The sequence below is a fragment of the Streptomyces sp. NPDC043952 genome (assembly GCF_056435325.1).
Genome location: NZ_JBWKES010000003.1, coordinates 158,088 through 178,142, shown reverse-complemented (window position 1 = coordinate 178,142; position 20,055 = coordinate 158,088). Strand labels below are relative to the sequence as shown.

The 20,055-nt window shown below is 74.2% G+C and carries 17 protein-coding genes, 1 tRNA gene and 2 pseudogenes; 10 read left to right on the top strand and 10 right to left on the bottom strand.

All coding sequences use genetic code 11. From position 1 onward, the window contains the following. Positions 1–82: 82 nt before the first annotated feature. Positions 83–174 (top strand) — tRNA-OTHER (locus tag AC069R_RS04570). A 154-nt stretch (positions 175–328) separates the two neighbouring features. On the opposite strand, the gene AC069R_RS04565 is transcribed toward AC069R_RS04570, so the two are convergent. Continuing rightward, positions 329–1,204, bottom strand: a complete 876-nt coding sequence (locus AC069R_RS04565) for a class I SAM-dependent methyltransferase (RefSeq protein ID WP_478764759.1) — start codon at positions 1,202–1,204, stop codon at positions 329–331. Positions 1,205–1,326: 122 nt separating this feature from the next. Beyond that, entirely contained in the window at positions 1,327–1,983 is a 657-nt protein-coding gene (locus AC069R_RS04560) for an MSMEG_1061 family FMN-dependent PPOX-type flavoprotein (protein WP_478764465.1), read from the bottom strand. 292 nt (positions 1,984–2,275) lie between these two features. Here AC069R_RS04560 and AC069R_RS04555 point away from each other — a divergent pair. Continuing rightward, positions 2,276–3,336 (top strand): annotated as a pseudogene (locus AC069R_RS04555) (P1 family peptidase). Positions 3,337–3,398: 62 nt separating this feature from the next. Here AC069R_RS04555 and AC069R_RS04550 read toward each other — a convergent pair. The 3 genes and pseudogenes from AC069R_RS04550 to AC069R_RS04540 all read right to left on the bottom strand — a co-directional run bounded on the left by AC069R_RS04550 (position 3,399) and on the right by AC069R_RS04540 (position 6,686). Further along, the gene (locus tag AC069R_RS04550; protein WP_478764464.1) at positions 3,399–4,250 is read right to left on the bottom strand and encodes an SDR family NAD(P)-dependent oxidoreductase; all 852 of its coding nucleotides are present in this window, start codon (positions 4,248–4,250) and stop codon (positions 3,399–3,401) included. 559 nt (positions 4,251–4,809) lie between these two features. Then, positions 4,810–5,043, bottom strand: a pseudogene (locus tag AC069R_RS04545) (alpha/beta fold hydrolase); the annotation flags it as partial. A gap of 134 nt (positions 5,044–5,177) precedes the next feature. Beyond that, complete coding sequence (locus AC069R_RS04540; RefSeq protein WP_478764462.1) at positions 5,178–6,686, bottom strand: flavin-containing monooxygenase; 1,509 nt, start codon at positions 6,684–6,686, stop codon at positions 5,178–5,180. Positions 6,687–6,818: 132 nt separating this feature from the next. On the opposite strand from AC069R_RS04540, the gene AC069R_RS04535 reads away from it, so the two are divergent. From AC069R_RS04535 to AC069R_RS04520, 4 genes are all read left to right on the top strand, one after another. Continuing rightward, positions 6,819–8,039, top strand: a complete 1,221-nt coding sequence (locus tag AC069R_RS04535; RefSeq protein WP_478764460.1) for a PucR family transcriptional regulator — start codon at positions 6,819–6,821, stop codon at positions 8,037–8,039. Positions 8,040–8,405: 366 nt separating this feature from the next. Next, entirely contained in the window at positions 8,406–9,506 is a 1,101-nt protein-coding gene (locus AC069R_RS04530) for a DUF5954 family protein (protein ID WP_478764458.1), read from the top strand. A 210-nt stretch (positions 9,507–9,716) separates the two neighbouring features. Continuing rightward, entirely contained in the window at positions 9,717–10,154 is a 438-nt protein-coding gene (locus AC069R_RS04525; protein ID WP_478764456.1) for a glutaredoxin domain-containing protein, read from the top strand. A gap of 109 nt (positions 10,155–10,263) precedes the next feature. Beyond that, positions 10,264–10,698: a hypothetical protein gene (locus AC069R_RS04520; RefSeq protein WP_478764454.1), complete on the top strand. Its 435-nt coding sequence runs from the start codon at positions 10,264–10,266 to the stop codon at positions 10,696–10,698. A 77-nt stretch (positions 10,699–10,775) separates the two neighbouring features. On the opposite strand, the gene AC069R_RS04515 is transcribed toward AC069R_RS04520, so the two are convergent. Continuing rightward, complete coding sequence (locus AC069R_RS04515; protein ID WP_478764452.1) at positions 10,776–11,234, bottom strand: universal stress protein; 459 nt, start codon at positions 11,232–11,234, stop codon at positions 10,776–10,778. 89 nt (positions 11,235–11,323) lie between these two features. Further along, a complete protein-coding gene (locus AC069R_RS04510) occupies positions 11,324–12,382 on the bottom strand; it encodes a lactonase family protein (RefSeq protein ID WP_478764450.1) in 1,059 nt (352 codons plus the stop codon). Between the two features lie 261 nt (positions 12,383–12,643). On the opposite strand from AC069R_RS04510, the gene AC069R_RS04505 reads away from it, so the two are divergent. The 4 genes from AC069R_RS04505 to AC069R_RS04490 are packed head-to-tail and all read left to right on the top strand — an operon-like array spanning position 12,644 to position 17,608. Beyond that, on the top strand, positions 12,644–13,699 hold the full coding sequence (locus AC069R_RS04505) for an NAD(P)-dependent alcohol dehydrogenase (protein ID WP_478764449.1): 1,056 nt from the start codon (positions 12,644–12,646) through the stop codon (positions 13,697–13,699). Positions 13,700–13,756: 57 nt separating this feature from the next. Further along, entirely contained in the window at positions 13,757–15,586 is a 1,830-nt protein-coding gene (locus tag AC069R_RS04500; protein WP_478764448.1) for a glycoside hydrolase family 15 protein, read from the top strand. After that, on the top strand, positions 15,583–17,031 hold the full coding sequence (locus AC069R_RS04495; RefSeq protein WP_478764447.1) for a glucose-6-phosphate dehydrogenase: 1,449 nt from the start codon (positions 15,583–15,585) through the stop codon (positions 17,029–17,031). The genes AC069R_RS04500 and AC069R_RS04495 overlap by 4 nt, the downstream gene beginning before the upstream one ends. Positions 17,032–17,047: 16 nt before the next feature. Then, complete coding sequence (locus AC069R_RS04490) at positions 17,048–17,608, top strand: gluconokinase (RefSeq protein WP_478764445.1); 561 nt, start codon at positions 17,048–17,050, stop codon at positions 17,606–17,608. 55 nt (positions 17,609–17,663) lie between these two features. On the opposite strand, the gene AC069R_RS04485 is transcribed toward AC069R_RS04490, so the two are convergent. From AC069R_RS04485 to AC069R_RS04475, 3 genes are all read right to left on the bottom strand, one after another. Then, a complete protein-coding gene (locus AC069R_RS04485) occupies positions 17,664–18,158 on the bottom strand; it encodes a hypothetical protein (protein WP_478764443.1) in 495 nt (164 codons plus the stop codon). 132 nt (positions 18,159–18,290) lie between these two features. Next, positions 18,291–19,358, bottom strand: coding sequence for a bile acid:sodium symporter family protein (locus tag AC069R_RS04480; RefSeq protein WP_478764441.1), 1,068 nt, complete (start codon positions 19,356–19,358; stop codon positions 18,291–18,293). A gap of 73 nt (positions 19,359–19,431) precedes the next feature. Continuing rightward, complete coding sequence (locus AC069R_RS04475) at positions 19,432–19,851, bottom strand: hypothetical protein (protein WP_478764440.1); 420 nt, start codon at positions 19,849–19,851, stop codon at positions 19,432–19,434. Positions 19,852–20,055 lie beyond the last annotated feature (204 nt).

Below are 20,055 nucleotides of genomic sequence, written 5' to 3'. Positions count from 1 at the left end.
GTGCCGTCAGCCCTCCGTCAGCGCCGCCTGCCAGTCTCTTCCCTGTGAACGGCGAGGGGCACCGCCCCGAAGCCGGGAACGAGGAGAGGTGCCCGGAGCGGCTGATCGGGGACCAAGCTCGTCTCAAGGTCGGACCCCCAGGGGTCCACGCAGGTTCGAATCCTGCCCTCTCCGCCGGGACGACCCTCGCGACCGTCCCGCTGCGCGCGGCGACCGGGTGCACGCGGTCCAGGGCAGCGCCGACCGGCGACGCGGGGCTGACCGGCGCCATGGCCGACCGGGCGTGCGGCAACGGGGATGTTGAACTCTCGCTCTGCCGGTCTGTCGGTCAGCGAGATCCCGACGCGCTGACCGTGGCCAGCAGCAGGTCCTCGCCGCTCGATGGGCGCAGTCCGTCGGCGCGGTCGGCGAAGTAGCGGTCGCCGAGCGCGGTTCCCGAGATGTGCCGCGGGTCCGCGAGTCCGGCCTCGCGGGCCAGGGCCAGCATCTCCTGGGGCGTGTAGAAGCTGATGAAGGGGGTCCCGGACGACCGTGCGCCGTTCTCGCTCGCGCGCAGGCCGGGCCGGTCCGCGGCGTCGAGGAGGTCGGCCGGGAGCAGGAAGCTCATGGCGAGCGTCGAACCGGGCGCGAGCGCGGCGATCTGGCGCAGGGTGGCCGCGGTGGCGTCCTTGGTGAGGTACATGCTGACGCCGGTAGAGGCGACGACTGCCGGCCGGCCGGTGTCGAACCCGGCGCCGATCAGCCGCTCCCACCAGGACTCGTCGGCCTCGAAGTCGACCGGCACGAGGTGCAGCCAGTCGGGGACGCCGTAACCGAGCCGCACCAGCCGGTGGCGTTTCCATGCCTGCGGGCCGGGCCGGTCCACCTCGAAAATCCGCAGCCGGGAGGCGAGTCCGGGATTGCGCTGGGCGAAGGTGTCCAGGCCGGCGCCCAGGATGACGTACTGGGTGACACCGAGGCCGGCCTGCTCGGCGACCAGGTCCTCGACGAAGCGGGCGCGGGAGACCATGGCCGCCCGGAACGCCCTGGTGCCGACCGGGTCCATGTCCGGCCGCTCACGCCAGCCGTCGTCCGGGGCCACGAGCCGCAGCCCGATGTCGTCCTCGAGTACGTACGGCGGCGGGTCCACCTGGAGGTGCATCGCCCGCCAGAGCGCGGTGCGCACCGCGGTGCTGTCCGGCGCCCCGATCCGATCGTCTGCTATGCTCTGCCCTCTCGTTCCGCGATGGCGGTGCCTGCGCCGCCCCGCCCCGGTCGTGCGTCGTGCGGGACGTGGCCCGACAGGCCGGTCGAGCCGCCCGTGGGCCCCGGCGCGCGGCCCGGATCCTACTCGTAGCGGTACTTCAGCGAGTCCGCCTCCGCCCGCTCGATGTCGGCGATCGTCAGCTCCGGCATGCGCAGCTGGGCCAGCGTCACCTCGGCCGAGGTCGGCTGGGCGTCCGCCGGGAGCCACTGCTCCGGCTTCCAGGCCCCGCTGCGCAGCAGCGACTTGGGGCAGTGCGGGTAGACCTCCTCGATCCCCACCACCAGCGCGCTGGCCGGCGGCTTGCCCACCGCCGTCAGCCGCGACAGCAGCTCCGGGCGGGTGGAGACGCAGGCCCGGCCGTTCACCCTGAGCGTCGTGGTGCGTCCCGGTATGACGAACAGCAGCCCGGCCCGTCCGGTGGCGATGACGTTCGTCAGGGTGTCCAGACGCTTGTTGCCGGTCGCGTCCGGGATCGCCACCGTCCGCGCGTCCAGAACGGTGACGAACCCGGCGGGGCCGCCGCGCGGGGAGACGTCGCAGTTGCCCCCGGCGTCCGCGCTGGCGACGAAGACCAGCGAGGAGCAGCCGATCAACCGCCGTGTCTGCTCGGTGAGTTCGGTCAGCTGCTTGCGTACGGCCGAGTCGCTGGGCCGCGGGTAGGCCCGGCGCAGTTCCGCTTGGTCGCGCACGGCGTCGAGACGGAGCGAGTCGAAGGCGGTGCCGGCGAGGGTCGTCATGTCCCCGACCCTAGCGGGCCCGGCCCGCGCTTGATCTTGGGCAGGTCCGCCTTGGCGCCGCCACACCGCGCCACTGGCGTTGCAACGCTACAGCCGCAGGGTCAGCATCGCCACGGCGGAGGTCTCGGCGGTCCTCGCCGGGGCAACCAGCGCTGACATGGGGATTCAACGATCGGATGACTAGCCGAAAACGATCGTTGACAGTGCGTGTCCGTCCATAGCACGATCATGCCGCGGGGCGGCGGCTACGGGGGTGCCGTCGCCCCTGCCCCGCGGCGGTACCGTCCGGTCCATGGAACCCACGGAACACTCCCGCGCGGGGCGGCGGGTCCGGGCCCGTGAACTGGGCATCGCCATCGGGGAGTTCGCTCCCGGACCGCTCGACGCGATCACCGACGTGCCGGGTGTCCGGGTCGGGCACACCACCGTACGCCGCCCTCCGGACGTGCCCAGCGGGGTGACCGCCGTGGTGCCGGACTCCGTCGGCCCCCACGCGCCGCTGCCCGCCGGGATGTTCACCGGCAACGGGTACGGCAAGCTCATCGGCACCACGCAGCTCGCCGAACTCGGCACGCTGGAGACCCCCGTCCTGCTGACCTCGGCCCTGTCGGCGTTCCGGGTCGCCGACGCCCTCGTCGGCTGGATGCTGGAACAGCCCGGCTGCGGCGAGGTGCACAGCCTCAACCCGGTCGTCGGCGAGTGCAACGACGGTTACCTGTCCGGCATCCGCGCCCGCCCGGTGCGCGAGGAGCATGTGCGGGCCGCGCTGGCGACGGCGTCCGGCGGTCCGGTGGCCGAGGGTTGTGCCGGCGCGGGCACCGGGACCGGCGCGCTGGGGTTCAAGGCGGGCATCGGCACGTCCTCCCGTACGACGGACCCGGACGGGCGGCCGTACACGGTCGGGGCGCTGGTGCAGGCGAACTTGGGCGGCACGCTGCGGGTGCTGGGCCGCACTCTCAGCCCGCGCGCCCTCGGGCTGACCGGCGGACCGGGACCGGCCGCGGAGACCGGCTCCTGCGTGATCGTCATCGCCACCGATGCCCCGCTCGACGCCCGCCGGCTCACCCGCGTCGCGCGCCGCGCCGTGTGTTCGCGCCGGCCCGGACCGGCGCGGCGTACAGCCACGGCAGCGGCGACTACGCCCTCGCCTTCACCACCCGCCCGGACGCCGGCGCCCCGGTGCCGGACGCCGCCCTGAGCCCGCTGTTCGAGGCGGTGCTGGACGCCGTCGAGGAGGCCGTCCTCAACTCCTTGCTCGCCGCGACGACCACCACGGGCCACGCCGGCCACACCCTGCCGGCCCGGCCGCCCGACCGGCTCCTCGCCGCCCTCCAGGACCACCACCCGCCCTGAGCGCCCGGCGCGTCGGTCGCTACGGTGGCGTCGGCGAAGCGAGTCCTCATGCCTGCCCGCCCTCACACCTTGCCGAAGATCCGGCGTTCGAACAGCACCGTCAGTTTCGGTGACAGACGCGGGAAGACCCGGACGACGAGGTCGGCGAGGCGGGCGTCGCGGCCCACCAGGATGCGCGGCCGGCCGGTCTCCACGCCGTCCACGATGATCGCGGCGGCCTGCCCGGCGGGCATCTTCAGGAGCCTGTCGTTGTAGACGCGGGCGCGGGCGAACTGCCGGGCGGGGATCTCGATGCCCTGGCCGCGGGCCGCGTCGAGGGCCGCGGTGGCGATGTTGGTCCGGACGCCGCCGGGGTGGACGACGCTGACCCGCACGGGGTGCCGTCCGGCGAGCATCTCGGTGCGCAGCGCCTCGGTGAAGCCCCGCACCCCGAACTTGGCGGCGCAGTAGGCGCTGAGCGTGGGCTGCGCCATGATCCCGTTGAGGCTGGAGATGTTGACGACGTGTCCGTCGCCCGAGGCGATCAGGTGGGGCAGGAACGCCTTGGTGCCGTGCACGACCCCGAAGAGGTCGACGGCGATCGTACGGTCGTAGACGCTCCAGTCGGTTTCGAGGACGGTGCCGCCGCCTCCGCCGATTCCGGCGTTGTTGTACACCTGGTGCACCACCCCGAAGTGCTCGGCGACGGTGGTGGCGTATCGCTCCACCGCCGGGCGGTCGCCGACGTCGAGCCGCGCGGTGTGCACCTCGGCGCCGAGGGACGTGGCCCGGGCGGCGGTCTCGGCGAGCCCGGTGCCGTCGATGTCGCTGAGGGCGAGCCGCGCGCCGCGGCGGGCGAGTTCCGCCGCGAGCGCGCGGCCGATGCCGGAGCCGGCGCCGGTGACGACGGCGACCTTGCCGGTGACGGTGCTCATGCGGGCTCCTCGGTCCGGGTGCGGGTGACGGCGGCGCCGTGGGCGCGGGCGAGGTCGGTGGTCAGGGCGACGAGCCGGTCGAGGACTCCGGGGGCGAGGTGGTGGCCCATGCCGGTGATCTCCACGTGCCGGGCGCCGGGGATGGCGGCGGCGGTGGCGCGGCCGCCGCTCGGGTGCACCATGGGGTCCCTGGTGCCGTGGACGACCACGGTGGGGGCGGTGATCCGGCGCAGTTCGGCGGTGCGGTCGCCGGATGCCTGGATGGCGCCGATCTGGCGGGCGACGCCCTGGTGGGCCCGCTGGTCCCGGCCGCGCTGCCACACCGCGCCGGCCCAGGCCCGCTCGCGTGCCTCGTCGGGCGGGAAGACGCGGGAGCCGCGATGTGGGCGAGCAGCGCCAGGTGCCGGGTCTCCGCTTCCTCGGGGGTCCTGGCGGGGCGCTTGGCCATGCGGATCAGGGTGGAGAGCGCGGGTTGGCCGACCTTCCGGCTGCCGGTGGTGGAGAAGATGGAGGTCAGGGTGGCGACCCGGTGCGGGTGCCGGGCCGCGAGGGTCTGCGCGATCATGCCGCCCATCGACATGCCGGCCAGGTGGGCCCGTTCGATGCCGAGGTGGTCGAGGAGGTGTCGGGTGTCCTCGGCCATGTCGGCGAGGTCGTAGGCGTCCGGGCGCGGCCGGGCCAGCGCCTGGCGCAGCAGGCCCGGCGGCGGGGCCTGGACGCGGTCGGAGCGGCCGGTGTCGCGGTTGTCCGGGCGGATCACCCGGAAGCCGCCGCCGGTGAAGGCGTCCACCATCGGCCGTGGCCAGGAGGTGAGGTCGAGGCCGAGCCCGGCGATCAGCAGCAGCGGCACGCCGTCGGCGGGTCCGTCGACGCGGTAGCACAGGCGCAGGCCCGCGGGGGTGGTGAGAAAGCGGTCCTCGGTGCCGTTCACCGGGCCACCGCCCGGCGTTCGCCGGCGCCGACCCGGCTGAAGCGCAGTTCGGGGTCGGTGACGCTGTCGGACCGCAGCAGTCTGACGTCGTCGCGGTAGCCGGTGGAGGTCAGCCAGGGCATGCGGTCGCCCTGCCGGGGCAGCTGGTCGACGGCGCGCTGGATGTAGCCGGCGCCGAAGTCGAGGAACGGCCGGGTCGGCATGGCGGGGTCGGCGGGTTCGGGGCGGCAGCTGTCGTAGCCGTGCGTGCTCATGTGGGCCAGCAGGCGGCAGAAGTGCTCGCAGAGCAGGCCGACCTTCAGGGTCCAGGAGGAGTTGGTGTAGCCGATGGCGTAGGCGAGGTTGGGGACGCCGGAGAGCATCATGCCCTTGTACGCGATGGTGTCGGGCAGGTGGACCGCGGTGCCGTCGACGGTCATCGGGATGCCGCCGAGCGCCTGTACGTTCAGACCGGTGGCGGTGACGATGATGTCGGCCGCCAGTTCGCGGCCCGACCGCAGCAGGACGCCCTTCTCGGTGAAGGTGCTGATCCGGTCGGTCACGATCGAGGCGCTGCCGTTCCTGATGGCCTGGAAGAGGTCTCCGTCCGGGACCGCGCACAGCCGCTGGTCCCAGGGGTCGTACGGCGGGTTGAAGTGCTCGTCGACAGGGTAGCCCGCGGGCAGTTGCCGGGCGTTGACCCAGCGGATGATCCGGCGCGCCGCCTTCGGGTGCCGCCGGCAGAAGGACCAGACGGCGCTCTGCCGGGCGATGTTCTTGCGCCGGGCGAGCGCGTAGCCACGCCGGTCGCCGAGGAGCCTGCGCAGTGCGTTGGCGATGGGGTCCTCGCGGGGTACCGGCATGATGTACGACGGGGTGCGCTGGACCATCGTGACCCGTGCGGCGGTGCGGGCCATGGACGGTACGAGGGTGACCGCCGTGGCGCCGCTGCCGATCACCACGACCCGCTTGCCGGCGTAGTCCAGGTCCTCGGGCCACGCTTGCGGGTGCACGATCCGCCCGCGGAAACGTTCCCGCCCCTCGAAGTGCGGGGTGAACCCGGCGTCGTAACGGTAGTAGCCCATCGCGCAGAAGAACCAGCCGCAGGTCAGCGTCGTGCGCTCGCCGGTGTCGGTGCGTTCGATCTCGACCGTCCAGCGCGCCCGTTCGCTCGACCAGGAGGCGCCCAGCACCTTGTGGTGGTAGCGGATGCGGGACTCCAGGCGGTTCTCGCGCACGGTCTCGCGCAGATAGGCGAGGATGCGCGGCGCGTCGGCTATCGACTCCGCATCCCGCCAGGGCTTGAACTCGTAGCCGAAGGTGTGCAGATCGGAGTCCGACCGGATGCCGGGGTAGCGGAACAGGTCCCAGGTGCCGCCGAGACCGGCGCGCGCCTCCAGGATCGCGAAGCTCTTGTCCGGCAGTCCGGTCGTCAGATAATGCCCGGCGCCGATGCCGGAAATCCCGGCGCCGACGATCAGGACGTCCAGGTGTTCGACGGCGGGTGCGTCGGCTTCACAGGACATGGGCGGCTCCCTCACAGCGGCGGTGGATCGCTCCATGGTCGGAACGAACACGGCCGACGCCTAGAGGCAGTTCGCCCCGCGTTCCCCGCCGGCTGGTGCATTCTGCACCACCGCGTTGCCATCATGTCCGTCATGTCATGGACCCCGCCCTCGCCCCGGATCCGGAAGCTGATCCGGCAGGGTGCCGAGATCACCCTCACCCCCCGGCCCGAGTGGCTGGCCGAGCTGGACGCGGCCACGCTGACCGGCGAGACGCGCCGGCCGATCGCCGACGATCCGGTGCTGTCGGCCGGCATCCGGCGGGCCAACCGCGCCAATCTGCTGCACTGGGCCGCCGCCAACGTCAACGCGCCGGGCGCGCCCGTGCCCGCCCACGAGAGCGACGTGACCCGCGCCATCGCGCGGGACATCGTGCGCCGCGGGCTGGCCGAGCCCGCGCTCGACTCCTACCGGGCGGGCGAAAGCGTGGCCGTGCGCGTGTGGACGCGCATCGCCTGCTCGCTCACCGGCGACCACGGGGAACTCGCCGAGCTGCTCGACGTGTCCCTGCGCTCCATCTCCGACTACGTCGACCGGACCGTCGCGGTCATGTCCGCGCAGATGAACGCCGAGCTGACCGACCTCACCAGCGGCACCCACGCCGAGCGCCGGGAGACCGTCACACTGCTCCTGGACGGCGCGCCCATGACCCGCCGGCGTGCCGAGGCCCGCCTCGGCTATCCGCTGGACGCCAGCCACACCGCCGCCGTCGTCTGGACCGACGCGCCCGAGGCGGAGCTGCGCCAACTCGACCGCGCCGCCGACCTGCTGGCCGCCGCCGCGGGCCCCGCGCACCTGCTCAGCGTCATGGCGAGCGACGCCACCCGCTGGGTGTGGCTCACCGGGCGGCCGGACACCGCACGGGTACGGGCCGGACTCGACCGGCTGCCGGCCGTGCGGGTCGCGCTCGGCTCACCGGCCCCCGGTATCGACGGCTTCCGCCGCAGCCACCTCGACGCCCTCACCACCCAGCGGATGCTCGCCCGGCTGGCCTCCGCGCAGCGGCTCGCCTCGCACGACGAGGTGGAACTCGTCGCCCTGCTCTCCCAGGACCTCGAACGCGCGGACCGCTTCGTCCAGCGCACCCTCGGCGCCCTGGAGCACGCCCCGGACGACCTCACCGACGCGGTCCGCGCCTACCTGGCCGAACAGTGCAACGCCTCGCGGGCCGCCGCCCGGCTGTTCACCCACCGCAACACCCTGCTGCGCCGCCTCAACCGCGCCGACCGACTGCTTCCCCGCCCCCTCGCGGAGCACCCGCTGGACGTCGCCGCGGCGCTGGAGATCCGGCACTGGCGCGGCTCCGCCGGATAGCGCGGGGGTGTCGGCGGGAGCGCCGTGTCTGGCAGTTCTGACGGACGGACCCGAGGGGGCCTGGCGGGGCTGGCGGGGCTGGCGGCCGTCGGGGCTGGCGGGCCTGGCGGCCGTCGGCGCTGCCGGGGCTGGCGGCCGTCGGCGCTGCCGGGGCTGGCGGCCGTCGGCGCTGCCGGGGCTGGCGGGGCCGTCGGGACTGGCGGGGCCGTCGGCGGGGACGTGCCCGCAGGTCCTTGCGGCGCGACCGGGGCCACCGTCAAGTCGCCGGCGCCCTCCGCTGCCACGGATGGCTGGTTTTCCGCACGGGAAGCGGTATTTCACCAAAAACCCCACTGGGCGCATCTCGCGGTCGGCAGGATGGAGGGCATGGACCTTGGGAATGTCAGGCCGGACGGGGTCCGGCCGGTGGTCGTGCGCGTTCCGGTGGAGCCGGTCGAGGCCGCCATGGAGGCCGACGCCCTCGACGCCGTGTTCAGCGCCGGCGAAGTGGCCGTGCGCGGACCGCTGTTCGGGGTGGTCGAGCAGCGGCCCGAGGACGGACCGCGCTGGCGTGCGGTGACCTCGATCGCCTCCCCCTTCCCGCAGTTGTCGCGCGACAGCCTGAACTCGCTTCTGTGGTTCCGCGCGAAGGACGAGGCCAAGGACAAGGCGGAGCGGCGTGCCCTGCTCGCGGCGGTCGCCCGGCTGGAGACCGAGCCCGTCGACGAACTCACCGTGCTGGGCACCCGTTACCGGATCGTGCGCGCCGAGGAGTGGGCCGGCACCGGCGCGGACGGTATCGAACTGCCGCGTCCGACCGATCCGGAACCCGTCGACCCCGACTGGAGCCCCGGCAACCGGGAGCCGGAGGTCGACGCCGGCCTGGTCCTGGACCCGGACGCGCCGCTCACCCCGGCGCAGGCCACCGAGCGGCTGGCGCTGCGCGACTTCGTCTACGCCGGCTCGCGCTTCCCCGACTTCGTGATCCGCGAGTCCCGCCGGGCCCGCGCCACCCATCCGGACGTCGTCCTGCTGCCGGCCACGTTCACGGTCGCGGAGCGCAACGGCAAGGCCTGGGAACCGGTGAGCCGCCCGCACACCACCACGCTCGGCGCCCGCAAGGCGCTGGACTTCCGCCTGACATGGCTGGAACCGCGTACCCGCGGACTGATCGAGGTGGAGGACGGCCACCTCGTGACCGCCCGCACCGTGGTGGCCGACGACCCCGGCGCCGATCCCGTGCTGGTCGCGTACGCCGAGGCCTCCGACCGGCTGCGCTCCGGCCGCGTCAACCAGCTGGAGGTCCTCGGCACCACATACCGGATCATCCGCACCCGCCGCATGCTGCGCTGGGGCCCCGACGGCCCGGAGGGCCCGCGCCCGTCCGACACCAGCGACTACGGCCCCGAACGAATCCACCCCCGGATGGACGAGGACGGCGTCGTCTATTACGACGAAGAGTCCAACGAGGAGTCGGAGGACGACTGACGGCAGCGGGGCCGGGTGCGGACCTCGGCCCCACCACCCCGTCGGCGCCGAGGAGTTGGAGCGGACGCAGCGCCCGGCCGAGGAAGAGACAGCCAGGAGTGGCGACCGCCTGGCTCACTCCCGCCCCCCGGTGGCCGACCGCCTGGCTCACTCCCGCCCCGTGGCGACCTCCTGGAGCGCTCCGTCCCCGCACGGATAACCTCCCTCACCATGAGACGCCCTTGGACCCTGCCGATCCTGCTGGTGCTCTGCGGCTCCGCCGTGGCGACGGAGCTGTTCCGGTCGGGCCACCCCGGCACGGGCGCGGCCTTCGCGGCGGTGTTCGTGCTGCTCGCCACCCTCAACTCGCCCTTGACCCACCCGCGTTCGGTCAGCGCCTCGGAGGCCCTGCGCCGCAGCGAGGCCGACGGCAGGCCCGTCGTCTACTGGCGGCCGGGCTGCGCGTACTGCCTTCGCCTCCGCCTGCGCCTGGGCCGTAGCGCCCGCCGACTGCACTGGGTCGACATCTGGCGCGACCCCGACGGCGCGGCGGTGGTGCGGGCGGCCACCGGGGGCGACGAGACCGTGCCGACCGTGGTCGTGGCGGGCCGGCCACACGTCAACCCCGACCCCGCGTGGGTGCGCGACCAGCTCTCCCCCTCCGCGTGACGCGAGCACGCCGACAGTTGTCCACAGGCCTTTCGGAGGCCGGACCGCGCGGCGTAATCTCCTTTCACGCACAAGATCTGCACGCCGCCGCGGCCAGGGGGGAGGCCACATGCAACCACGTTCCACGCCGCTCGCCATGGCACTGGGAGCGCTGGCCCTGCTGGCCGCGGCGTCCGCATGGGCCGCCCCGTTCGTCGAGGACCGGATGGGCGGACAACAGCTGACGGTTCTCGTCCCGCTGACCTTGGCGGCCGTGTGCGCCTGGGGCCACCACATCGATGTCCACCGCAACCGCTTGTTCAGCTCGTCCCGCAACCACTTCTTCCTCTTCCCCCGCGACCACCTCTTCCGCCTGCTCCTCGCGACGGTCGGCGCCCTGTTCGCACTCCCCTCTGCCCTCGCCTCCATACCCGGCCGGGCCTGCCCCCGGCTGAGGAGGGCGGCCGGGGCCCTGGGTCTCTTCGCGGGCGGGGTGGTCGGCGGCGCGTCCGGGGAGCGGAGACGGCGGGCCGCACGCGGGGACGCGTACGCACCGGCGGGCTGAGCCGCCAGGCGGTACCGGTCCTGTCCGCCGGGCGGTACGTCCCTGTCCGCCGGGCCGGGCGCCCCGGCCGCCGCGCCTCAGTCCTCCTGTCCCCGGAGAACGAGGACCGGGCAGTGGGCGTGCTGGACGCAGTGCTGGGCGACCGAGCCGAGGAGCAGGCCCTTGAATCCGCCGAGGCCACGGCTGCCGACCACGAGCAGCGCGGCGCCGCGGGAGGCCTCCAGGAGGACGCTCGCGGGGGCGCCGTAGCGCACCACCGTGCTGACCTGCACCGCGGGGCGGCCCGCGACGGCTTCCTCCACCGCGGAGGTGACCTCACTCTGCGCCCGTGCCTCCAGCGCGGCCTCGTCGGAGCTGGAGGGCGGCATCCAGCCGAGGGCGCCGTGGAACTGCGGGACGTCCCAGGCGATCACCGCCTCCACCCAGCCGCCGGTGAGTTCCGCCTGGCGCACCGCCCAGTTCAGGGCCTGCTTGGAGCCCTCCGAGCCGTCCACCCCGACCACGACGCGTTCTCTCTCGCTCTGCCGCTCCGCCATCCTCGTCCCTCGTCCCTCGTCCCTCGTCCCTCGGCCTTCGTTCCTCGGCCTTGTCCTCGTGTTCGTCCTCGTCCTCGTGTGAGGCGCCCTCAGCCGAAGGCGACGCTGCTGGCGGCGGGCACGGGCAGCGATCCGGCAGGCCGGGGAATGCCCGTCGCGTGGTCGACGTCGAGCCAGGTCACCTCGCCCGAGCGCTCGTTGGCCGCGTACAGCCGCCGGCCCGCCGGATCGAGCACCAGATCGCGCGGCCAGCGGCCACCGCAGGGCACGGCCGTGACCGGCTCCGCCCGCTCCCCGGACGCGTCGAGCGCGAGGACGACCACGGTGTCGGGGCCGCGCACCGCCGCCCACAGATACCGGCCGTCCGGTGCCACCACCGGGGCCGACGGCTGCGCCGGACCGTCCGCGCCGTCAGCGCCGTCCGGGAGCAGCGAGGTCTCGCCGACCGCGCGCAGCACCCCCGCGGCGGCGTCCCAGCGGCACACCGTCACCGTCGGACGGAGTTCGCCGAGGACGTAGGCGTGGTCTCCGGACGGGTGGAAGGCGAGATGGCGGGGTCCGGTGCCCGGCGGCAGGGCGGTCGCGCCGTGCGGGCGCAGTCCGCCCGTGCGCTCGTCCAGTGAGCACACCTGCACGGAGTCGGCGCCGAGGTCCACGGCGAGCACCCAGCGTCCCGACGGGTCGGGGACGACCTGGTGGGCGTGCGGGGAGCGCTGGCGTTCCGGGTCCGGTCCCGAGCCCTCGTGGTGCAGCACCGCGCTCGGCGGCAGCGGCAGGCCCTCGGCCGTCAGCGGCAGCACGCTGACGCTGCCCGAGCCGTAGTTGGCGGTCAGCAGCTGGCCCTGGGCCAGGGCGAGATGGGTCGGTTCGTCGCCGCCGACCGGCACGGGCTCGCCGAGCGGCCGGGGCACCGCCCCGGTGGCGTCGTAGGCGGCCACCACGCCCGCCACCGTCTCCGAGACCGCGTAGAGAACGGGGCCCGCCTCGCCGTGCCCGACGGCGAGGTACGAGGGGTCGGGCACGGACCGCACGGCGCCCGTCCGGGTCAGCGCGCCGGTGCGCGGGTCGATGTCGGCCACGACGATCCCCGGTCCGCCCGCCGATGTGAACGACCCGATGAAGGCGCGCCCTGCGGCACTGCCGGACATGAACCCTCCGCCCTCCGCCCCGCGCGCAGCACGACGGAGTCACCACGATGCGGGCGCCCCGCCGGAGCGCGGCGGATTCGCCGTGCGACATGGCCCCGCTTTCACCGGAACGCATCAACGCCTCCCGCGGCCGCCGCGCGCTGCCCAGGGCCCCGTGAGACGGTGATCACGGTGTGCGAGGCATGCCACCGGCCGCCGCGGACGGTTCCGTACCGCGGCCGGTGGCGCGGTGTCGGTCGTCCGACAGGAGGGCGCAGGCCGGTGAAGGCATTCGTGATGAAGGAGATCGGGAGCGTCGGCTTCATGGACAAGCCCGTTCCCGAACCGGGGCCCGCCGACGCCGTGGTGCGTACGACCAAGGCGCTGATCTGCACCTCCGACTCGCACACCGTGCGGGGCGGCATCGGGCCGCGCAAGGATCTCACCCTCGGTCACGAGGGCGTCGGCGTCGTGCACGCCGTGGGCAGCAAGGTCAGGGACTTCCGGCCCGGCGACCGGGTGGTGGTCGGCGCGATCACCCCCGACTGGGGCGACCTCGCCGCGCAGAACGGCTACCCCTCGCAGTCGGGCGGCCCGCTGGGCGGCTTCAAGTTCGCCAACCTCAAGGACGGCGTGTTCGCCGAGTACTTCCATGTGAACGACGCGGACGCCAACATGGCGCGGATTCCCGACGGCATCCCGGACGACGTGGCGGTCTACTGCGCCGACATGCTGTCCACCGGCTTCATGGGCGCCGAGCACGGCGACATCCCGATCGGCGGTACCGTGGCGGTGCTGGCGCAGGGCCCGGTCGGGCTGATGGCCACGGCGGGGGCGCGGCTGCGGGGCGCGGGCCTGGTCATCGGCGTGGAGTCGGTGCCCAGCCGGCAGGGACTCTCCCGGTTCTACGGCGCGGACGTGATCGTGGACTTCGGCCGGGAGGACGTGGTCGAGCGAATCGCCGAACTGACCGGCGGGCAGGGCGTGGACACCGCCATCGAGGCGCTCGGCGCGGACGTGACCTTCCAGACCGCGGTCAAGGTCACCAAGCCGGGCGGCACCATCTCCGTCATCGGCTATTTCGGCGAGGGCGAGTTCGTGCACATCCCGCGCCTCGACTGGGGTGTCGGCATGGCGGACAAGACGATCGCGACCGGCCTGTGTCCCGGCGGGCGGCTGCGCATGGAGCGGCTGCTGCGGGTGCTGGAGAACAAACGCGTCGACCCGACCCGGCTGACCACCCACCGCTTCCCCTTCCGCGAGATGGAGCGGGCCTTCGAGGTGTCGGACAAGAAGCTGGAGGACACCGTGAAGGTGCTGGTCGGCTTCGACGAGTGACGCGCCCCGGACCCGCAGCACGGTCCGGCCCACCGAAGGTCCACGAAGCGAGGCCGCATGTACGATCCCGATCCGCCCTTCCGGGCCGTCCGCAGGAGGGACGGCTACCTTCCGCTGGAGGATCTCGGCCTGATCGGCGACGGCACCACGGCGGCGCTGATCGGCCTGGACGGCTCGATCCCGTGGATGTGCCTGCCCCGCTTCGACTCGGACGCGGTCTTCTGTTCTCTGCTGGACCACGCGCGCGGCGGCCACTTCACGGTGGCGCCCGAGGATCTGGTCGAGGCGCGCCAGCGCTATCAGCCCGACACGGGTGTGCTGGTCACCGAGCTGCGCTCGCGCACCGGGCTGGTGCGCCTGACCGACGCGCTCGCCCTGAGGGCCGGCGCCGACCTCACCGAGGACATGCCGGCCGGGCGGGCCGAACTCGTGCGCTCGGCGGTGGTCCTGGACGGGCACGTACGGCTGCGGGCCGAGCTGGAGCCGCGCGGCGGCGGGCAGGCGCAGGCGCTGTTCAGCGGGCTGGAGGTGCGGCCGCACCGGCAGCCGGGCCTGCGTCTGCACCTGCGCGCCAACCGTCCGCTGACCGGTCTGCGCAGCGTCCACGAGCTGCGGCAGGGCGACCGTCTGGACCTGGTGCTGTCCTGGGGGCGCTTCCACCGGCACCACCGTTTCGACACCGACGCCATGCTGAAGGGCACCGCCGACGCCTGGCACCGCTGGATGCGGCACTGCGACTACGCCGGCCCCGAGGCGGCCCTGGTCAGACGGGCCGCGCTGACGCTGAAGATGTGCGACGACTGGGCCTGCGGCTCGCTGGTGGCCGCGCCGACCTCCTCGCTGCCCGCGCCGATCGGCGGCATCCGCAACTGGGACTACCGCTACGCCTGGATCCGGGACGCGGCGTACGCCGTGTTCGCGCTGCGCCGTATCGGCTTCGACGGCGAGGCGGACTCGTTCCTCGGCTGGGTCCTCGATGCCTTCGAGAACAGCCGGCAGCCGCGCATCATGTACACGCTCCAGGGCGACACGGTGCCGGACGAGGTGACGGACGGCGAGCTGGCGGGCTATCGCGGCTCGGCCCCGGTGCGCTGGGGCAACGGCGCGACCGACCAGCGTCAGCACGACGTGTACGGCGAGATCCTCGACTGCGCCGACCAGTGGCTGCTGTCGGGCGGGGAGGTGCAGCCGGCGCTGTGGGCGGGCCTGGCCGGACTCGCCGACGCGGCGGAGCGTGCCTGGTGCCATCCCGACCAGGGGATCTGGGAAGTGCGCAGCGAGGGAAGGGCGTTCACGTACTCGGCCGGGATGTGCCAGGTCGCCCTGGACCGGGCGGTGCGCATCGGGGAGCGGCACCGGCTGCCCGGCCGGATCGGGCAGTGGCGGGCGGCGGCCGAGCGGGTGCGCCGCGTCATCCTGGAGGAGTCCTGGGACGAGGAGTCGCGGACCCTGAGCGCCCATCTGTCCGGCGGTGGTGTCCTCGACGCGAGCCTGCTGGCGCTGCCGCTGCGCGAGGTCGTACCGGCCGGTCATCCGCGGATGGTGGCCACGGCGGCGGCCGTCGCCGAGCGGCTGTCGGCCGGGGGCGGACTGCTGTACCGCTATCTGCACGACGAGGCCCCGGACGGACTGGCCGGTGACGAGGGCGCGTTCGTGCTGTGCAGCTTCTGGCTGGTCGACAACCTGGTCGGGCAAGGGCGCCTGGAGGAGGCCGGGGAGCTGTACGCGTCCCTGTGCGCGCGGGCCAGCACGGTCGGGCTGCTGTCGGAGCAGATCCATCCCACCACAGGAGAGTTCATGGGCAACTTCCCCCAGGCGTTCAGCCATATCGGTGTCATCGCGAGCGGTGTGAACCTCCAGCGGGCGAGGGCGGCGAGCCGGCGATGATCGGGCGGCTGGTCGTCCTGGGGGCGACGGGGGATCTCAGCGGGCGGTTCCTCATGCCGGCCCTCGCCGCGCTGCACGCCGCGGGCCATCTCGACGAGGGGTTCCGGCTGACCGGGGCGAGCCGTGAGGAGCTGACCACGGAGGAGTTCCGGGAGTGGATCAACGACTGGCTCGACCGGCAGGCCGCCGATGTCCCGGCCGCCGCCCGGCGGGCGGTGGTGGCGTCGGCGTACTACCAGCGGGCCGATGTCACCGATCAGGAGGACGTCCGGGCGCTCATCGGCGGCGACGAGCCGGTGGCGCTGTATCTGGCGCTGCCGCCCTCGCTCTTTCCGCAGGTGGTCTCCGCGCTGCGGTCGGCGGGCCTGCCGGCCGGGAGCAGGGTCGTGCTGGAGAAGCCGTTCGGGGAGGACCTGGACAGCGCACGGGAGTTGAACGCGCGCCTGGCCGAACTGGTGCCGGAGCAGGCGGTGTTCCGGGTGGACCACTTCCTGGCCATGACGACGGTGCAGAACGTACTGGGCAGCAGGCTCGCCAACCGGGTGCTGGAACCCCTGTGGAACAGCACCCACATCGCCGAGGTGGAGATCGTCTGGGACGAGAGCCTCGCGCTGGAGGGCCGGGCCGGCTACTACGACCGTGTCGGCGCCCTGAAGGACATGGTGCAGAACCACCTCCTCCAGGTGCTCTGCCTCGTCGCCATGGAGCCGCCGGTCACCCTCGGCGAACGGGATCTGCGGGACCGCAAGGTGGACGTGCTGCGCTCGGTGCGGATGCCGACCGAGTACGACGTGGTGCACCGCACCCGCCGCGCCCGCTACTCGGCGGGCCGGATCGACGGCCGCGAGGTGCCGTCGTACGCCGAGGAGGAGGGCGTGGACCCCGGACGCGGCACCGAGACCTTCGCCGAGGTGGAGCTGGAACTGGACAGCTGGCGCTGGGCGGGTACGACGTTCCGGCTGCGCAGCGGCAAGGGGCTGCGGGCGGACCGCAAGGAGGTCGCGGTGCGGTTCCGGCCCGTGCCGCATCTGCCGTTCGGGCATACCGGGGAGGTGGCGCCCAATGTGCTGCGCTTCGGTCTGGAGCCGGAGGGGCTGACCCTGGATCTGATGGGCACGGGCGCGCGGTCCGGGCATCTCACCGAGCTGGAGCTGTCCGCGGAGCTGGAGCCCGCCGAACTGCCCGCCTACGGGCGGCTGTTGCTGGACGTGCTGCGGGGCGATCCCGCGCTGTCGATCCGCGGTGACGAGGCGGAGCAGGCGTGGCGGGTGCTCACCCCGGTGCTCACGGCCTGGGAGCGGGGCCTCGTCCCCCTGGAGGAGTACCCGGCGGGCTCGGACGGCCCGGCGCCCCGGCACCCCTACGGCCCCGGCCCGCTGACCAGGGACGCGCTGCTGCACGAGGAGACGGTCCTGGGTACGGCGGCCGATGAGAGCCGGTCGTGAGGAGAGGGGGCAGCCGATGCGCCGTGACCCGTCGGAGCGTCCGCCGTGCGTCGTCGTGATCGGGGTGTCCGGGGTGGGCAAGACCACCGTGGCTCGGCTGCTGGCGCGGCGGCTGGGCGTGCCGTTCGCGGAGGCGGACGACTTCCACTCCCCGGGGAGCGTCGCCAAGATGGCGGCGGGCGTGCCGCTCACGGACGCCGACCGGGGGGCCTGGCTGGCGGCGATCGGCGGCTGGCTGCGGGACCGCGACCGGGCCGGGACCGGGGGTGTGGTGCCCTGCTCGGCGCTGCGCCGCCGCTACCGGGACGTGCTGCGGGCGGCCTGCCCGGACGCCTTTTTCGTGCACCTGACGGCCCGTCACGAGGAGGTGGGGCGGCGGATGAGCGAGCGCTCGGGCCACTTCATGCCGCGCGCGCTGCTGGAGTCGCAGGAGGCGACGCTGGAACCGCTGGAGTCCGGCGAACGCGGCGGTGCCGTGGACGCGGGGCCGGCCCCCGGTGTCGTCGTCGAGGCGGTCCTCAGGCTCATGGCCGAGGCGGCGGACGACACCAACGGGCAGCCGGGGGAGCCGAGTTGAGGGGTGCCGGCGGACCCGGAGGACGGCGGTCGCCCGGATGCCGGCCGGCCCGGTGTCAGCAGCCGCAGCTGTAGTACAGGGCGTCCCAGTGGGTGCCCTCGTCGGCGTAGACGTTGCCGGAGGCCGCGGTCCACATCGGGTAACCGTCGCCGCGCAGGCCGGAGTAGGTGAAGTTGTTCTTGATGTAGTTGGTGATGCAGGTGTTCTTCCCGTAGTCGAGCTTGTAGCCGTTCCAGTGGGAGTACGTGCCGGAGGCGTGCCCGGTCTCGGTGCCGCCGGTGATGTTCAGGGCGCAGCCGCTGGCGTGCTTGAGCGTCACGGCGCCCTGGGCGGTGGCCAGGTTGAGCTGGTCGAAGGACGTACAGGTCGCGTTGTCGCGGTCGGAGCAGCCACCGGAGGAGGACCAGGTGATGCCCGCGTCGCGGAACATCTGGGTCGCGGTGGCATTGCTGATCTTGGTGACCGCGAAGGCGTCCGTCGCGGTGCCGAGGACGGCGACGCCGGGAGCGACGACCAGCGCGAGGGCGGTCAGGGCCGAGCGGACCTTCATGGGGGAGCCTCCTGCGTGAGACCGGGCGACGTGTGGGGCGGCGGTGCAGGCGGTGCGGGTGATGCGTGGGGATGATGCCAGAGACCGCCGCGCGCCCGCCAGAGACCGCGGACACCGGCCGCGCGGGGCCGCTCAGCGCACGGCACGCCGTTCGCGGACCGCCCGGTACGACGGCGCGGCGGCCCCGTGCCCGAGGGCACGCCGGGCCCCGACCTTCTGCGCCAGCCCGTACACCAGGGTGACCAGCAGCGCGCCCGGCTGCTCCGGCAGCGCCTGGACGACGACGACCGTGCTGACGCTGACGTTGCTCATGCCGCACGCCAGGGTGACGGTGGCCCCGGCGGCGGGCGGCAGCCGCAGCGCGCGGGCGGTGAGCGCACCCGCGAGGAAGGCCAGCCGGCACACCCCCCAGCCCACGGCGGCGCAGAGCGTGACGACCGGCCACGGCTCCTTGTGCAGCACGGGGACCGCGGCGGTGGCGTTGACGTATGTGAGCGCGAGCATCGCCGTGACCGCCAGCAGCGGCGCCCCGGCGAGCAGGCGGCCGGTGAGGGCGGCGGAGAGGGACCGCCGGGCCAGCAGTCCGAGCGCGCAGGGCAGGGCGACGGCCCCGGCGAGCAGCGCCCGCGCCTGCCCCGCGGCGCTCTCGGCGAGCGCCCCGGTGTGGCCCGCGGACGGCAGGACATGGCCCAGCAGGCTCAGCGTCGTCGGCATGGTCAGCGGGCTGAGCAGCGCGGAGAGCAGGACGACGGCGAGCAGCGCGGTGACATCGCCGTCCCGGCCGGCCCAGACCGTGGCGGCGGCGGCCACGGGTGCCGCCGCGATCAGCGCCACGGCGGTGGACAGGCCGGCGGCCGGGCCCCGCAGCCCGGCGCCGTACTGCGCCACGGCTGTGGCGGGGGCCAGGGCGAAGGCGGTCAGCAGATGCGCTGCCAGCCCCGCGACCACGGCCTTCGGCTGCCGGACGGCGGCCAGGGCCCGTCCCGGCGGCACCTGGAAGGCGGCGGCGAAGAGGATGACGAACAGCGCGAGCGCCGACGCGTCCAGGCGCAGCCCGGCCAGGCCGAGCGCCATCCCGCGCAGCCGGGTTCCGGGTCCGGGGACGAGCAGCGCGAGCAGGTAGCAGACGAGGACGGCCGGAGCCAGGTGCCGGTGGATCCGGCCGGACAACCGGCTGCCGCGGGCGGGGCGAGCGGGCATGAGGGTTCCTTGGTGTGCCGCAGCGGTTTCGGGGACGCGAAGAGGCCGGGCGGGCGCCGCGACCGGGGATTCCCTAGACCCTGAGCAGCGGTTCCGGTCGGCCGTCGGGCACCCGCCGGGGGACGCGCGGCTCCGGGTGCGGCGGCGGAGAGGTGCCGGGCTCGCCTCGGTACCTGCCGTTCGGGACGCAGGCGTGGACGCTCGGAGCCGGGGCGGGGGTCGCCGCGGTGAGCGCGCCGCCGCCGTGGCAGCGGGGGCCCGCCGCCTTCCGCGCCTCCGTCGCCACGGACCGGGGTCCGGCCACCGCTCGGGGCGCGGTCGCGGCGAGCGGCCGGTGCGACGCGTCGGGGGCGGATCCGGCGAGGGCACGCATCCGCGGGCAGCCGCCGAGCGCGGCGGCGAGTACGGCGCAGACGAGCGCGGCGACGAGGACGCCCGCCCGGCCGGGGCGCGCGCTCGTCGGCGACCCCGGCTCCTCGCCCCGTACACGCATGCCCGGACGCTACGACGCCCGGACGGGACCGGGGCGTTCACCTGGCGCGGCGCGCCGCCGCGTCCCCCCGCACGGGTCCCCGGCGCTCGCGCGCGCCCCCGGATTTACCTCCGAGGCAAATACCCGGCGGGGTATTTGACCCTTTCGCGGGGGCCGTCATAACTTCGGTCGCGGAAACCCCCTGGGGTATTTGAGGAGACAACC